Here is a 14,813-nt window from a genome sequence, read left to right as displayed (position 1 = left end):
TCTGTTTTTTCGTCTTGTTGTATGCCTATTGCGAGAAAACCTTTTTTGCCCTTTCTAAGGAACTTACAAAGCCTTCAACTCCCTCATGCATTGGGGTTTTATCACCATGTTTTTTATCTAACGTGTCTGAGGCATTTTTAGAAACTGCGTCAATAGCAGAACTTAATAGCTTATTCATTAATGCTGGATCTGATTGTTCTAGTGCTTCAATTTGCATTTTAAAGTTTTGATAAGACTTCGCTAAAGCTTCTTTATGTGCATACTCTTGCTGTAACCTTTGTGTTTCACTTCTTCTTTTAGATGCAAATAGAGTTAGCCATAAAACAGGAAGCACAATAGGTAATTTATATAAAATATTTGAAACAAGTTTACTAAGGTCGGTAACTTCTACGAACCTAATAAACAACCACCCCACCTCTTTAGTTATTGATAAAAATGCAACTAGAACTAAAGCGGTTATTGAACCATAAAAAAGTCTAGAGTATGTTTTAATTGGGGTATCAAATGACTCTTTTAGCTCATGATAAGCTGTTGCTAAACCTGCACTTGTAGCACCAGGTAACAGACTCTCAATTTCATCGTTTAAAGTCTTATACTTTAACTCTTGCTGTTTTTTAAATGCTTCTAAGTGCTTTTCTCGTGCGACTATTTCGGCTTTTAATCCCCCCTCATGCTCTCCCTCTTCATTCTTAACACCAAAAACATCTGTGTGGTATTGTTTGAAGTCTGCTAACTTACTTTTTACTTCATTAAGTAATTCTTTTATGTTTTCAGAATCATTTTCAGCTAACTCTAGGGCATTCTTTACTTCTGACGAAATCGACTCATTTTCAGAATCGCCATCTAGTAGTTCAGTTCGATACTTTTGAATTCTCTCATAATTTTCTTCTAGCTTTTCTTCAAAACTGTTAATTCTAGTTTCTAAACCTTCTTCTTCTGTATCATCAAAATAACTGCTCTCTAGCTCTTTGATTCTGACTTTTGCAGCGTCAGATTCTATAGCATTATTCTCAGCCTGATTTTTAAAATCACCAAGTTCCGCTAATAATTCCTTAGCTTCGGCTTGAAAAGAAGAAAGATTGGAATTTATTGCCCTTGTATATGCTCCAAATGAAGCACTAGCTGATTGAGCCGCTTTTCCAGCTACAACTTGATAGGGTCTAATGTACGTTAACAAGTTATCTAAATGATTATTTGCATTAGTAATATGGCCAATATTCCTATTACTTTGATAGTGATTTACTTGCTGTAAACATGAGCTAGACTGAGAATGGAAATTATTCCAAGTGGACTCAGGGATTAATTCTGGATCACATGACTTTAGCAGGCTATTTAAAAATACTACCACTTTATTTAGCCTTGCAATCTCTTCAACACTTGTAACAATAGTTTCATCATCAACGATAACTTCTTCTACAATTTCTACTATTCCTTTCCAATTGGTCTGAAAAGGATGATTCTCAAATGTTTCAGTCCAACGACTCATACTACTTCCTATTTTTATCTGCAATGGCTAACGTTGGCATATAACAACTTATTATATAATTGATAAAGGCCAGATTATCACCTTTCCTGAACTACATCAGTCACCTAGATCGAAAAATAACAAAAACATCAGCATAAAAGAATGTAAGCCTTTTGGGGAAAGAAGGAATCGCCGTTTAGCGTCATGAAACGAAGGGGTCTTGCTCGAAAAAAAGTAAAAAAGGAAGGGAAAGTTGGATGCCGGGAAGTATCAGTCAGGGCTAAAGTATATTGGTTATGAGCATAAGCATAAGCAGTTTATAAATTTACCTTCTTTCTCTTGAAACTCCGTCAGCCAACACCAGTAATTTTTGATGCTTCCCACAAAGCATTTTAATCTAAGTTGTCGCCTTTATGCCCTATGCGTAGGCTGCTTAATAAAACAAAGCGGTAACGCTCAGTAAGGGGCTAAATGACTCATCTAAACCTAAGCCAAAATTGGCGGTTAACTTCTCCTGATTACCCTGAAATTGATATCGCCTGCCAAATCCCTGGTGATAATCATTCAGCCTTGCTAAACGCAGGCTTGATACCAGAACCTTACTCGAAATGTAACGAACAAGATGTGCAGTGGGTAGGGCAAGCCGATTGGCAACTGAGTACTGAGTTTGAGCTAAGTGATGAACAGCTAAATCATGATTTTATTGAGCTGTCCTTAAGCCGAGTAGATACGGTGGCCGACGTTTACTTAAATGACCAATTACTGGCCAGTTGCGACAATATGTTTCGCTTATGGCGCTTTAACATTAAGCCGTTTGTTAAAGCTGGGACTAATCAGCTTCGGGTGTATTTTCATCGCGCCGATGTTGCCGCTAAGCAACGCGCTGACACCCTGCCTTTTGTTGTGCCTTCGTCCATGGGCAATAACCAAATCCCCTATATGAACAGTTTGCGTAAAAGCCAATGCCACGCGGGTTGGGATTGGGGCATTTGTTTAATGGTGAGTGGTATTTATGACCCGGTGCAAATTAAGCTGGCCAATCAAGCGAGATTGTTAAGTACCCAAGTAGAGCAGCACTGGCAAGGGCAAGCTGTTGAGCTGGTGATTACCATAAAGCATGACCTTGATTGCTTGCAGCCTATTCACCTTAACTTTGACGACCAACATGTAGAGGTTATCCCAGAGCTTGATAGCCAGACCAGCGTGGCGCGCATTCATTTAGACAACCCAAAGCTGTGGTGGCCAGCAGGTTACGGCGAGCAGCCTTTATATTTGCTGCAAGTTAAGTTGGCTGAGCAGCTTATTGAGAAAAAAATTGGCTTGCGAAGTTTGGCGTTAGAGACTCAAAAAGATCAACATGGTGCTGCCATGACCTTTATTATTAACGGTTGCCCCATAACTGCCAAAGGTGCTAATTGGATCCCGCTGGATGCGATGCCATCACGGCATACACCAAAACGCTACAGGCAGCTGTTAAGTGATGCTAAAGCTGCCAACATGAACATGATTCGTGTGTGGGGCGGCGGCCAATATGAGGCCGATGACTTTTATCAGCTGTGTGATGAATTGGGCTTAATGGTGTGGCAAGACATGATGTTTGCCTGTTCATTGTATCCCTCTACCGATGACTTTGTGGCCAATGTGCAGCTTGAGTTAGCCGACCAAATACAGCGCTTACGCGACCATAGCTGTATTGTGCTGTGGTGTGGTGACAACGAAGTGATTGGCGCCATTAATTGGTATCCCGAATCTAAAGCTAATCGTGAACGTTATGTGGTGAATTACGACAGGCTTAACCGTGCGATTCAACAAGTGGTTGAGCAACACGATGCTAGCCGCGTATTTTGGCCCAGTTCACCTTGTAATGGCGCATTAGATTACGGTGATGCGTGGCATGATGATAGCCAAGGCGATATGCACTATTGGGATGTATGGCATTCGGGTAAATCCTTTGCGGCTTATCAAACCATAAAACCACGTTTTTGCTCTGAGTTTGGTTATCAATCTTGGCCATCCTTGGCCGAGGTAAAAACCTTTGTGGAGCCTGAAGACTGGAACGTAACTTCGCCCACCTTTGAGAATCATCAAAAGAATCCAAGCGGTAATAGCATTATTACTGAGATGTTTACTCGACTGTTTCGCTTTCCTGGCTCTTTTGAGCAGATGTTGTATTTAAGCCAAGTGCAACAAGCCTTGGCGATTAAAACCGCTTGTGATTATTGGCGGGCTAATAGCCCAGTTTGCCGAGGCATGTTGTATTGGCAGCTTAACGATAATTGGCCAGTCAGTTCGTGGTCGAGCATTGAATACAGCGGCCGCTGGAAGCAACTGCATTACCATGCAAAACGCTTCTTCGCCCCGCAATACCTAAGCTTTGTAGAAAGCGATAAGGCTTTGGAGTTGCGCCTTATTAACGATAGCGCGAGTGCTAGTGTATTAGATTGCCAATTGCAGTTTGTTAGTTGGCAAGGAGGGGTAAGTTTTAGTAAGGCGCTAGAGCTTAATATAGCTGCCGATGCTAACGATGTGGTTTGGACGATGCCTTTGGCTGAGCTTGAGAAACAGCGTACTCAAGGCTTTTACATTGTGCAATGGCGCTCAAACGGAGACGAACTGCAAAACACTTGGGTGGGCGAAACCTATAAAAGCTTAGCGATAGCCAAAGCAGAAGTGAGTGTTCAGCTCGATGAGGCAAACCAACGCATTACTTTAAGCTCCGACAAACCTGCTTTTTTTGTTCATTTAGAAAGCGACGCCAGTGGCCGTTTTTCTGATTCAAGTTTCACTTTGCTGCCACAGCAACCAATAAGCCTTAACTATATTGGTGATGAGTTTGAGCGCATGGCGGCTAGCCTTAGGATTTATCATTTGGCTGACAGTTATTAGCGCCCGATTAGTTAAGTTCCCAAGTTTTAGCCGCGTCTAGCAGTGCGCTTAGCTCTGGCTTTGCGCTGGCACTGGCTTTTATGCACAAGCCAATGCTGCGATACATACGTGGCGCGAGTAACTTAACTTGTTGTAAATCGGCGGAGGTTTCTAATACGCCAGTAGGCAAGAATGATATGCCTACACCGGCGCTGACCAGGTGTTTTACTTGGGTTTTATGTTGGGCCTTGGCCACTAGATTTACTGCAAATCCTTGCGAGGCCAGCAAGCTTAAGGTTTGCTGATGAGCTTCGCAGGCCACGCATTCAATAAAGTCGTAGTTGTTTAGCGCGGCAATCTCTACTTGCTGCTGCTTGGCAAGTTCGTGCTGCTGAGGTACACACAATACGTAATCTTCATCCCACAGTGGAATAAATAATTCGTCTTCTTGCTTTAATACATCAAGGCTTAACCGAGCTTGCGCTTGAGTATCTTGATCGTCCAATAATTCAAATTTAAACAAGGGCTGTTGTTGCTTACAGTGAGCGATGAACTTAGCAAACAAGCTGGGGCTAATATCGTGAAAGTTAGCGAGCTTTAGCGGCAAGCTAGCCGGTAGGTTGGCAAACAAACTAGACATTTTATTCAACTGCCCCAGCGCTTGAACTGCCAAAGGATATAAATGGTGAGCTAGGTCGGTTAAATCTACGCCGCGTTTGTGGCGCACAAACAGTTGCACCTCTAGCTCTGCTTCCAGTTGTTTAATGGCCGAAGACAGTGACGGTTGCGACACAAAACAGCGCTCGGCCGCTGCCGTCATCGAGCGTTCTTCAAATACTGCCACAAAACATTTAAGTAAACGTACATCCATAATTAAAACCTATGGTAACCAGAGGAAAACGATATTTTACACCTATATAAACCAGAACTATAGTTAGCGCCATTACCGAGCAGCAACATTTTTTAGCTGTTTGAGTCCTAAATAAATGTAGATTTGGAGAGTTACTATGTCTAAGCCTTTAGTGGTTATTACGGGTGCAAGTTCTGGTATTGGCGAAGCTTGTGCAAAAACATTGTCTGCAGCCGGACACCCTTTGTTGTTGGTCGCTCGACGCATTGAGAAACTAGAAGCCCTAAACCTACCGAATACCCTTTGCCGTAAAGTAGACGTAACTGAACTGGGTGATTTTGAAGCGGCGATTAAAGACGCCGAAGCACAATACGGCCCAGTAGACATGTTATTGAACAACGCGGGTGTAATGTTGCTAGGAGCTGCTCACGAGCAAGCACCAAGCGAGTGGAAAACCATGTTAGACGTGAACGTGATGGGTTTACTAAACGGTATTCATCTTGTATTGGCGGGCATGAAGCAGCGCCAGCAAGGTACCATTATTAACGTTAGCTCTATTGCTGGTCGTAAAATCTTCCCAAGCCATGCGGCATACTGCGGTACTAAATTTGCTGTTCACGCGGTAAGTGAAAACATTCGTGAAGAAGTAGCGGGAGACAATGTTCGGGTAACCGTTATTGCCCCTGGCGCGGTAGAAACCGAGCTGCTTAGCCATACTACTAGCCAAGAAATTAAAGACGGTTACGAAGTATGGAAAGAAGAAATGGGCGGTGTACTGAATACTCAAAACATTGCTGACGCTGTAGCTTATGCTTACGGACAACCGCAAAATGTGTGTATTCGTGAAGTAGTATTAGCGGCTACTGGGCAACCTGCTTAGTATTGGCCGTTGAAAGAAAAGAGAGCCTAGGCTCTCTTTTTTGCTTTTTGGATTGCTTTGAGTGTTTGTTGTTAAGAACTAAAAAAAGCCTAGCGGGTTTACGTCGTAACTTACTAATAAGTTTTTAGTATTTTGGTAGTGCGATATCGCCACTTGGTGGGTTTCGCGACCAATTCCCGAGCGTTTATAGCCGCCAAAGGCAGCGTGAGCAGGGTAGGCGTGATAGCAATTTATCCATACGCGGCCTGCTTCAATTTTCCGCCCCATGCGTTGAGCTAGGTTCATGTCTCTGGTCCACACTCCGGCACCCAATCCATATTCACTATCGTTCGCAATTTTTAGTGCTTCGGCTTCATCTTTAAAAGTAGTGACAGAGATTACCGGGCCAAATATCTCCTCTTGGAATACCCGCATGTCGTTGGTGCCTTTTAGTATGGTAGGGCGAACGTAGTAACCGTTGTTGTGCTCACCCTCTAAGCTAGCGGTAACGCCTCCGGTTAATAGCTCGGCGCCTTCATTTTTGCCAATTTCGAGGTAGCTCATAATTCTGTCTAGCTGCCCTTTAGAGACTTGTGCGCCTACTTGGGTATCGGTATCAAGAGGGTCACCTTGTTTAATGGTTTTGACACGCTCTAATACTCGCTGCATAAATTTGTCGTAAATAGATTCTTGAATTAATGCGCGAGACGGGCAGGTACATACTTCACCCTGGTTGAAGAACGCCAATAGCAAACCTTCAATGGTTTTATCTAGGTACTCATCTTCGTGATCCATGACATCGGCAAAGATGACATTGGGTGACTTACCACCAAGTTCCACGGTAGATGGGATCAGTGATTCAGCCGCACATTTTAAAATGTGTTGGCCAATTTCGGTGGAGCCAGTAAAGGCTAATTTAGCAATACGCGGGCTAATGGCTAAGGCTTGGCCAGCTTCTTCCCCCATGCCATTAACAATGTTAATGACGCCTTTGGGCACTATATCTTCAATTAGCTCCATTAATACCAAAATGGACGCCGGAGTTTGCTCTGCGGGTTTTAGCACCACGCAATTACCTGCTGCCAAGGCTGGGCCTAGCTTCCAGGCCGCCATTAACATTGGGAAGTTCCAAGGGATAATTTGACCCACTACGCCTAATGGCTCTGGGAAGTGATAACTCACTGTATTGGCGTCTAGATCGGCAGCACCGCCTTCTTGAGCCCGAATACAGCCAGCAAAATAACGGAAATGGTCAACCACCAAGGGTAAATCGGCATTTAGTGTTTCGCGAATGGCTTTGCCGTTCTCCCATGCTTCTGCCACTGCCAAATACTCAAGGTTTTGCTCAACCCTGTCGGCAATACGCAATAACATATTTGAGCGCTCAGCTACCGAAGTATTGCCCCAGCTTTCTCTGGCAGCATGGGCAGCATCTAGCGCGAGGCCGATATCTTGGGCATCTGAGCGAGCAACCCGGCAATATACTTCACCATTTACTGGTGAAGGATTATCAAAATATTGTCCATTTACTGGGGCGACCCATTCACCACCAATAAAATTGTTGTAGTGCTCTTTAAATGTAATTAATGAACCGCTCGTACCAGGCTGTGCATATAGCATCGTCAATTCCTTTTATAATTCTATTTGTTATTAAAGTGTTTCATTTTGTGGCGCGCTTATGGTGCGCGCTAACCCTATAGAGCAAGGCTTGCACCAAGTTGTAGAAACTTGTTGTTAATGAAATGTAAAGTTATGATTGGCAAGGTAAACAAGTTTCTTGGGCGTGACGGGCTATAAAGCAGCGGAATGACTTAGCGTGTCACACTGTCATTATCTGACACAGTGGAAGTGTTACATTTTGGAACAACGCCATGATTAGCAAGCCGCAATTACCTCGCTCTATTGATGCTTCTTGGCTTCGCAGCCAGCATGCGGGTTTATCTGAGCAAGCTGCACCTACCGAGTTACGCTTATCGTCCAGTGATCTTCAACAGCGCCACTACCAAAACCAACAGCTCATTACCTTGGTAGAGCGTTACGCCTATCCTTTGTTTGAACAGCTTATGGCACATACATCGAGCCGTTTGATTTTGTCAGACATGGATGGCTATGTGATTCAGTATTGGGGAATTGAGCGCTACAGCGATAAGTTGGCGAACATTGCGCTAGAAACTGGCGTGAATTGGCTGGAGCAATACAAAGGCACCAATGCAATTGGTACCGCTATTGCTACCCAAAAAGCGGTGGCAGTAATTGGTGAACAGCATTTTATAAAGCAACATCGTTTTATGAGCTGCACCGCTAGCCCTATTTTTTCGCCAAGTGGAGAGATGATAGCGGTGTTAGATATCACCAGTGAACAGCAGCGACATAATCAACAAACTATGCACCTTAGTAGCAGCTTGGCTCAGCAAGTTGAAACAGCCTTGTTGTGTCAGCTACCGCAAAGCCACTACAGAATTGATTTGGCGGCGCAAGCTCACTTACTTAACTCTGGCTGGCAGGGCATTGTTGTTGCAGATAGTGAAGGCAAGATTGTTGGTCATAACCCAATGGCACAGCAGCTTATTAAGCAGCTCAGTATTGGTGAATCTTTAGCTGAGCACTTAGGTGAGCGATGGAGTAGTGAGGGGCAATCTGATAAAGCCAAATTACATTTGCATACTCGAGCGCTTAAACCAAGTACTGCCAAGTATGAGGTGATTCACGCAGACAGCGAGCAAGATTTTAGCCTTGACCCAACGGTAAATAAGGCTTGGCAGCATGCTGTAAAAGTAGTGAGCAAATCGATTCCACTGTTAATTTTGGGCGAAACCGGTGTAGGCAAAGAACGCTTTGTTAAACGCTTGCATCAGCAAAGCCAGCGCTCGGGTAAATTGTTGCAAGCCGTTAATTGTGCCGCTTTACCCAATGAACTGGTGGAGGCGGAGTTGTTTGGTTACCAAGCAGGCGCTTTTACCGGCGCTAACCCAAAAGGCTTTATTGGCAAAATTCGCCAAGCCGATGGTGGATTTTTGTTTTTAGATGAAATTGGCGAAATGCCCTTAGCCGCACAGTGCCGATTATTGCGTGTGCTGCAAGAGCGGGAAGTGGTGCCTATTGGCGGTAATCAAGCCTTTCCTGTAGATGTGCAAGTGGTGGCGGCTACTCACGTTAATCTAACTGAGCACGTGGCGAGCGATTTGTTTCGAGAAGATCTTTATTATCGGCTGAACGGTTTACAGATTTGCTTACCAGCACTGCGAGAGCGCAGTGATAGAAGCCAGTTACTCAGGCAGTTACATCAGCGTTATTGCACAAATGAACAAAGCATTGACCTTGCACTGTTTGCGAAGCTGCTGGCTTACGAATGGCCAGGAAATATGCGAGAGTTAGATAACTTTATGCAGGTTGCGTGTTTATTGACCGAGCAGCAAAGCCAGTTGAATTGGAATGATTTACCAGAGTCTTTACAAAAGCAGTTAGCGAATTTGCCATTAAGCAGTGATTCACCACCAAACGATCTTAAACAAACCATTGATGAGAATATTGTGTCGGTGTATCAACGCTGCCAAGGCAACATCACTAAAGCCGCCAAGCAGTTGGGGATTAGCCGCAATACGCTGTATAGAAAACTACGTAAGCTGAAATTAAAACGCTAAACAAAAAAGAGAGCCGAAGCTCTCTTTTATTAGGCCTACTTAATGCAATTTATTGAGTTGCGTCAGTTGGGCCGTAAATTTGGTACTCACCTGCCATTTGCAGCACCGAGAACATATGTAATAAGCCGTCGTAGTAGCGCCATTTACCGGTTGGTGTGGCTTGCTTCCATAAACGTTCGGTAAACTCTTTTGCTTCTTGGCTGTTAGTAATCATAGCAGCGGTGCCGTTCATGGCATTTTGGCCAGAGCTGCCCCATTCAGAAACAATACGACCATCCATTTCATGGACTGCGTAGTTTTGTCCTTTACGCTTGTATTCATCCGCGTAGAAACCAATCATGCGGTCAGCGAGTTCTTGCTGTCTTTGGTCAGCGTTAAACCAATGGTGGTCCATGGCAATGTTACCAATCACGCGAAATGCGTCGTAACCTGATTTATGGCTAATATCGTTAAATGACGTTTCTTGCGGGGTACCGTCAAAGGCTGCGTACTCTGAGTACAAACCTGTTTCAGGATGTGCAGCGTTGTATAAGTAATCACGACTAACTTGCGCAGCATCTAACCATAGTTGATTGTCTTCATCTGCCCAGCGACCTAGTAGCTCGTAAAATGCCGCCACGTGGTAAGAAGGGTCTGTGTAAACTCCTAGGCCTTTCTCAGTCACAAACAAAATTTGTTTTTCATCGCGGCTGAACATTGTTACTTGCGAGTCGGTTTCTTGTTTGTTTACCATCGCTTGTAAAATCACGTTAGCTTCGTGTTTATATTGATTGATCCCTTCACCTGCGCCCCAGCGGTTTTCTGCAAAGAATAAGGCCATGGCAAAGTAAAGCTCACCATCTGGTGCTGGGTTTTCTGATTTGTGACCAAATGGCGCTGTCGCATTAAGGTGCCATGCAAAGTAATCTTGGTACCAACCGTCTTTATGTTGCATGTAAGTTTTAGAAAACTTCCATAGCTTGTTAAACATTTCTTGGTCGTCCATTTGCACGGCGATCATCATGCCGTAAGACATACCTTCAGAGCGAATATCGTTACTACCAATGTCTTTAATAAAGCCCATGTCGTCGCCAACAGGGAAGAATACTGCTTCACCGCTTTCGCTACGAGAGTCTGAATAAAAGAGCTGTTGGTAAGTATCGTTAACTTTTTTGCTCACTTGTTCTGGGCTAGCAATACCTAACTCGACAAATGCATTGCGGTATTCACCGCTGTAAAATGCACCAGGCGCGGTGTTTGCTACATTCGCTACAGCTGTGCTTTGTGCTGGTGTTGACGACTTCTCTACTGGCGCAGCGCAAGAGGCTAGGCCTAGCGGTAAAGCGCAAAACGCCACCGTTTTTACAAGCTTGATTAAAGCATTGCTTTGAGTACTCGAAATATTCATTGTCATAATAACGTTCGCTACCTTTTTACTCAGGTTATTGGTTTTCTACGGGTCTATTTGGGAATGGAACTGACTCGTATTTCTACTCCAGACTAGAGTAACTGTGATATTGCTCATACTGTGAATTTGCGTAAAATCCTGTGAAATCTGGATTGTTTGCGTGGCTTCTCATAACGCGATTTACGTTTTTTCATGTTCGCTATTTACAAAAAAAGGTCTGTAAGCACCTATCTTAGTAAAGTGTCGGGTTTCTTTACAGTTGTGCTTTTGTAGTAATTTAAGCAATAAATGGAGTTTTTAGTCATTCAGCTCTAGTCATAAACTTTTCATAAAAAAATAGTGTAAAAGTAGTGATTTTGTAGGTTTTTAATAAAGCGATGGATTGTTCTGCATTTTAAATTTTATCTTGTAGAAGCCAGTGCTTCTTGCTTTATATTTTCAATCATTCCGAATTTTTAAAATTATCAGTAGTGAGCATTTATAGCCGATCTGCTTAGTCATAATGATTAATTGTCATATAATCCCCTAATTTTATTGAAGATTTAGTTATAAGCATTGTGTCGGTTAAACTTACATTAGATGTGATGTGGATCACTGTCTGTTTTTGAGTGAATAGTTAATTAACGATATAAAACAATATCTTATATGGGTTTTCAGGTTTTTTTTAGAACTGGCTTAGTACTTGCGATAGTTGAGGTGCATAAAAGGAAGACTTTTTTTCAACAGCAAAGGACTTGAGCGATGAAAGCACTACTTTCAACCCTAACGACACTCTTGATGGCCGTGTCTATAAATGCAAATGCAACAGTGATGTTAACCAGTGAAAATCCAGCACAAGCACCGGGAGTGGCAACTTATTTAGGTGATTTTCCAACACCTTTTAGTGACCCAGCTTCAGTTATCGGTGTTCCAATGGCTCAAACAGTATTTGATGTAGGCAGTGATATTCGTGCCGCATTCATGTTAGACCTTGATATGTTGGATCAAACGCAAGATGAAGGAACAGGTGGCTACTTAAACGGACTATTGGACCTAGAGTTTTACTGGTTTAATGGCGGCGATTTAGTGTGGCAAAACTACAACCCTTACACGTGGCTTCAAATTGAAGATTGGCAAGCAGATTTTGATGTACTGTCGGTATGGAGTGATACCTCTTTGTTTGATGCTGGTCTAGTGACTAGTGGCGAATGGACAGTAGTTGCAGCCGTTGAGGGCGCGGTAGTAGGCGGGCAGCAGTTTTCTGTTCCTGAGCCTGCGAGCTACGCCTTAGCGTTGTTTGGTTTACTGGCTATTTTTGGAAGAAAAACACGCAATACTTTTTTTGCTAAATAAACATATAACGATTGGCAAGGTCATTAAATGGTCATTTAATTAATCTTGTCAGTAGGTGTTTTTATATGTATTTTATGTTTTATTCGATGTTGTAACTGAAGGAGCCAATTATGGTTTATTTGAAACGGACTTTGACAGCGGCTTTGTTGTTTTCAAGCGGCTATGCCATGGCGGTTGATGCGCCAGCGGCAGCTACGTTGCCGTCTCCAAGTGATTTGTTTGCGGCGATCAATGCGGGTACTCCAATTAGCACTGCTGATTTATTGGCTAGCGCTGGTTTACCCGATTTTGTGCCTAGCCTACCAGGTAACGGTGGTGGCCCTGGCGGCGGTGGTTTAACAGCCTCGCCAAATTAGTCGCTTATAAATTAAAAAGAGAGCCTTGAGGCTCTCTTTTTTTATCTTTAATTTAGTGGTACTTACTTAACTTCTTCGCCTTTGGCTTGTAAGTCAGCATGATAGCTTGAACGCACCAATGGGCCACAAGCAGCATGCGTAAAGCCCATGGCTTCTGCCTTAGCTTTTAGCTCTTCAAACTCTGCTGGTGGTACATAGCGCTCAACAGGCAAATGGTGGCGACTAGGTTGCAGGTACTGGCCTAGTGTTAGCATGGTTACGCCGTGGTCGCGTAAGTCTTGCATCACTTGCAAAATCTCTTCGTTGGTTTCGCCTAAACCCATCATTAAGCCCGATTTAGTCGGTACCTCTGGGTGTAGCTCTTTAAAGCGTTGTAGCAAGGTGAGTGACCATTGGTAATCTGAACCTGGGCGTACTTGCTTGTATAAACCAGGTGCGGTTTCTAGATTGTGATTGAAAACATCTGGTGGAGTTTTATCAAGAATTTCTAATGCGCGATCCATACGACCTTTAAAGTCTGGCACTAGGGTTTCAATTTGAATATGCGGGCTATGCTTGCGAATTTCGCTTACACACTCTGCAAAGTGGGCAGCACCGCCGTCGCGTAAATCATCCCGGTCAACTGAGGTTATCACCACATATTTCAGTTTCATATCCGCGATGGTAGCAGCCAGCTTGGTTGGTTCGTCGGCATCTAAGGCAAGCGGTTTGCCGTGGCCAACATCACAGAACGGGCAGCGACGCGTACATATGTCGCCCATAATCATAAAGGTAGCGGTGCCGTGGTTAAAACACTCTGCCAAGTTAGGACAAGAAGCCTCTTCACACACCGAGTGCAAGTTATGCTTACGCATTGCACTTTTAATTTCGTTAATACGGGTGCTGTCTGATGGAAGTTTGATACGCATCCATTCTGGCTTGCGTAACATGGTTTCCTTTTCAGAGGGTATTACCTTCACTGGAATAAATGCCATTTTGTCGGCATCTCGAAGTTTTACTCCGGGCTCCATACGCGCTTTTTTTGCACTCATAGTGTGGGCAGTCCTTGTTGCTGTTCTGTATTGTTGTAAGCCAGTTGCGAAACCAATACTTGAGTAAGGGTTGTGGCAAGCTGCTCAACGGTGAGGGTCTTGTTAAAGTCACTGACTTGAGCCATTTCTAGGCCGGCGTAGCCGCATGGGTTTATCAGCAAAAACGGACTTAGGTCCATGTCTACGTTTAATGCTAATCCATGAAAAGAGCAGCCTTTGCGAATACGTAAGCCTAAAGAAGCAATTTTCTTGTGATCTACATAAACGCCGGGTGCATCTTTTTTGGCATAGGCTTCAATCTGGTAAGCGCTCAGTGTTTCAATAATGCTCTGTTCAATAATGGTGACTAAATCACGCACACCTAGTTTGCGACGACGAATGTTCAGCAGTGGGTAAGCCACTAATTGGCCAGGACCGTGATAGGTTACTTGCCCACCTCGGTCGGCTTGAACAATCGGAATATCGCTGCTGGCTAGCAAGTGTTCTGGTTTACCCGCTTGGCCTTGGGTAAACACCGCTTGGTGTTCAACCAGCCACAACTCATCAGCCTGTTCGGCACCGCGTTGATCAGTAAAGTCACGCATTGCTTGAAAGACTTGATTGTATTCTTGTAAGCCTAAATGGCGAACTACTAGGGTGTTTTGGTCAGGCATTACAGTACGTGGCGTACGTCTTCAATAGCGCCAATTTGCGTGTAGAGGTTTTCAATATGCTCTTTGCTCGTCACTTTTACGACGAGAGAAATTGCTTTGTAGTTACCTTTACTGCTTGGGCGCGTTTTAGGGCTGTAGTCACCAGGTGCTAAGCTTTGGATTACGCTTAGTACTTGATCTTCTAGTGTGTCGTTATTTACCCCCATGATTTTGAACGTAAAATCACACGGGAATTCTAAATACTCATCGAATTTGGTTTGCATATCTGACCTAAGAAAACTGATTTAAGCAGCGACGTTGAGTCGAGCTAAAAATAAAAAACGCGTTATTCTAACGCGTTTTTGTGATCTTTGCCTAAGAATTCCGCATATCGC

At 43.7% G+C, this 14,813-nt stretch carries 12 protein-coding genes; 5 read left to right on the top strand and 7 right to left on the bottom strand.

Going from position 1 to position 14,813, the window contains the following annotated elements; all coding sequences use genetic code 11:
* Positions 1-25: 25 nt before the first annotated feature.
* Complete coding sequence (locus Q4549_RS18960; protein ID WP_303553948.1) at positions 26-1,486, bottom strand: hypothetical protein; 1,461 nt, start codon at positions 1,484-1,486, stop codon at positions 26-28.
* A gap of 450 nt (positions 1,487-1,936) precedes the next feature.
* On the opposite strand from Q4549_RS18960, the gene Q4549_RS18955 reads away from it, so the two are divergent.
* Positions 1,937-4,351: a glycoside hydrolase family 2 protein gene (locus Q4549_RS18955; RefSeq protein ID WP_303553947.1), complete on the top strand. Its 2,415-nt coding sequence runs from the start codon at positions 1,937-1,939 to the stop codon at positions 4,349-4,351.
* A gap of 7 nt (positions 4,352-4,358) precedes the next feature.
* Here Q4549_RS18955 and Q4549_RS18950 read toward each other — a convergent pair whose 3' ends face one another.
* A complete protein-coding gene (locus Q4549_RS18950; protein WP_303553946.1) occupies positions 4,359-5,201 on the bottom strand; it encodes a LysR family transcriptional regulator in 843 nt (280 codons plus the stop codon).
* 136 nt (positions 5,202-5,337) lie between these two features.
* Between Q4549_RS18950 and Q4549_RS18945 the strand changes: the two genes are divergently transcribed.
* Positions 5,338-6,060, top strand: coding sequence for an SDR family oxidoreductase (locus Q4549_RS18945; protein ID WP_303553945.1), 723 nt, complete (start codon positions 5,338-5,340; stop codon positions 6,058-6,060).
* A 78-nt stretch (positions 6,061-6,138) separates the two neighbouring features.
* On the opposite strand, the gene Q4549_RS18940 is transcribed toward Q4549_RS18945, so the two are convergent.
* Positions 6,139-7,659 (bottom strand): aldehyde dehydrogenase family protein, encoded by a 1,521-nt coding sequence (locus Q4549_RS18940; RefSeq protein WP_303553944.1) that lies wholly within the window; start codon positions 7,657-7,659, stop codon positions 6,139-6,141.
* A 251-nt stretch (positions 7,660-7,910) separates the two neighbouring features.
* On the opposite strand from Q4549_RS18940, the gene Q4549_RS18935 reads away from it, so the two are divergent.
* Positions 7,911-9,680 carry a sigma-54-dependent Fis family transcriptional regulator gene (locus Q4549_RS18935; protein ID WP_303553943.1) on the top strand — a complete coding sequence of 590 codons (1,770 nt, stop codon included), beginning with the start codon at positions 7,911-7,913 and terminating at the stop codon, positions 9,678-9,680.
* A 49-nt stretch (positions 9,681-9,729) separates the two neighbouring features.
* Here the strand turns inward: Q4549_RS18935 and Q4549_RS18930 are convergent, their stop codons facing one another.
* A complete protein-coding gene (locus Q4549_RS18930) occupies positions 9,730-11,073 on the bottom strand; it encodes a glycosyl hydrolase family 8 (RefSeq protein WP_303553942.1) in 1,344 nt (447 codons plus the stop codon).
* A gap of 735 nt (positions 11,074-11,808) precedes the next feature.
* Here Q4549_RS18930 and Q4549_RS18925 point away from each other — a divergent pair.
* The gene (locus Q4549_RS18925) at positions 11,809-12,399 is read left to right on the top strand and encodes a PEP-CTERM sorting domain-containing protein (protein ID WP_137671549.1); all 591 of its coding nucleotides are present in this window, start codon (positions 11,809-11,811) and stop codon (positions 12,397-12,399) included.
* A 110-nt stretch (positions 12,400-12,509) separates the two neighbouring features.
* Positions 12,510-12,755, top strand: a complete 246-nt coding sequence (locus Q4549_RS18920; RefSeq protein WP_137671548.1) for a hypothetical protein — start codon at positions 12,510-12,512, stop codon at positions 12,753-12,755.
* A 62-nt stretch (positions 12,756-12,817) separates the two neighbouring features.
* Here the strand turns inward: Q4549_RS18920 and lipA are convergent, their stop codons facing one another.
* The 3 genes from lipA to ybeD are packed head-to-tail and all read right to left on the bottom strand — an operon-like array spanning position 12,818 to position 14,702.
* Positions 12,818-13,786, bottom strand: coding sequence for a lipoyl synthase (gene lipA, locus Q4549_RS18915; RefSeq protein ID WP_368411621.1), 969 nt, complete (start codon positions 13,784-13,786; stop codon positions 12,818-12,820).
* Positions 13,783-14,439, bottom strand: a complete 657-nt coding sequence (gene lipB / locus Q4549_RS18910) for a lipoyl(octanoyl) transferase LipB (RefSeq protein WP_303553941.1) — start codon at positions 14,437-14,439, stop codon at positions 13,783-13,785. The genes lipA and lipB overlap by 4 nt, the downstream gene beginning before the upstream one ends.
* Positions 14,439-14,702, bottom strand: a complete 264-nt coding sequence (ybeD, locus tag Q4549_RS18905; RefSeq protein WP_137671546.1) for a DUF493 family protein YbeD — start codon at positions 14,700-14,702, stop codon at positions 14,439-14,441. Before ybeD ends, lipB begins: the two co-directional genes overlap by 1 nt.
* Positions 14,703-14,813 lie beyond the last annotated feature (111 nt).

It is taken from the genome of Agarivorans sp. 2_MG-2023, from assembly GCF_030548085.1.
Taxonomy (GTDB): Bacteria; Pseudomonadota; Gammaproteobacteria; order Enterobacterales; family Celerinatantimonadaceae; genus Agarivorans.
Note: the sequence above shows the minus strand (reverse complement) of the source record. Positions and strands in the feature narration are given on the sequence as shown.

Coding starts and splice junctions, on each gene's coding strand:
- Q4549_RS18920 (WP_137671548.1), top strand. CDS start 12,510: ATGGTTTATTTGAAACGGACTTTGACAGCGGCTTTGTTGTTTTCAAGC.
- Q4549_RS18950 (WP_303553946.1), bottom strand. CDS start 5,201: ATGGATGTACGTTTACTTAAATGTTTTGTGGCAGTATTTGAAGAACGC.
- lipB (WP_303553941.1), bottom strand. CDS start 14,439: ATGCCTGACCAAAACACCCTAGTAGTTCGCCATTTAGGCTTACAAGAA.
- Q4549_RS18955 (WP_303553947.1), top strand. CDS start 1,937: ATGACTCATCTAAACCTAAGCCAAAATTGGCGGTTAACTTCTCCTGAT.
- Q4549_RS18945 (WP_303553945.1), top strand. CDS start 5,338: ATGTCTAAGCCTTTAGTGGTTATTACGGGTGCAAGTTCTGGTATTGGC.
- Q4549_RS18940 (WP_303553944.1), bottom strand. CDS start 7,659: ATGCTATATGCACAGCCTGGTACGAGCGGTTCATTAATTACATTTAAA.
- Q4549_RS18935 (WP_303553943.1), top strand. CDS start 7,911: ATGATTAGCAAGCCGCAATTACCTCGCTCTATTGATGCTTCTTGGCTT.
- Q4549_RS18960 (WP_303553948.1), bottom strand. CDS start 1,486: ATGAGTCGTTGGACTGAAACATTTGAGAATCATCCTTTTCAGACCAAT.
- lipA (WP_368411621.1), bottom strand. CDS start 13,786: ATGAGTGCAAAAAAAGCGCGTATGGAGCCCGGAGTAAAACTTCGAGAT.
- ybeD (WP_137671546.1), bottom strand. CDS start 14,702: ATGCAAACCAAATTCGATGAGTATTTAGAATTCCCGTGTGATTTTACG.
- Q4549_RS18925 (WP_137671549.1), top strand. CDS start 11,809: ATGAAAGCACTACTTTCAACCCTAACGACACTCTTGATGGCCGTGTCT.
- Q4549_RS18930 (WP_303553942.1), bottom strand. CDS start 11,073: ATGACAATGAATATTTCGAGTACTCAAAGCAATGCTTTAATCAAGCTT.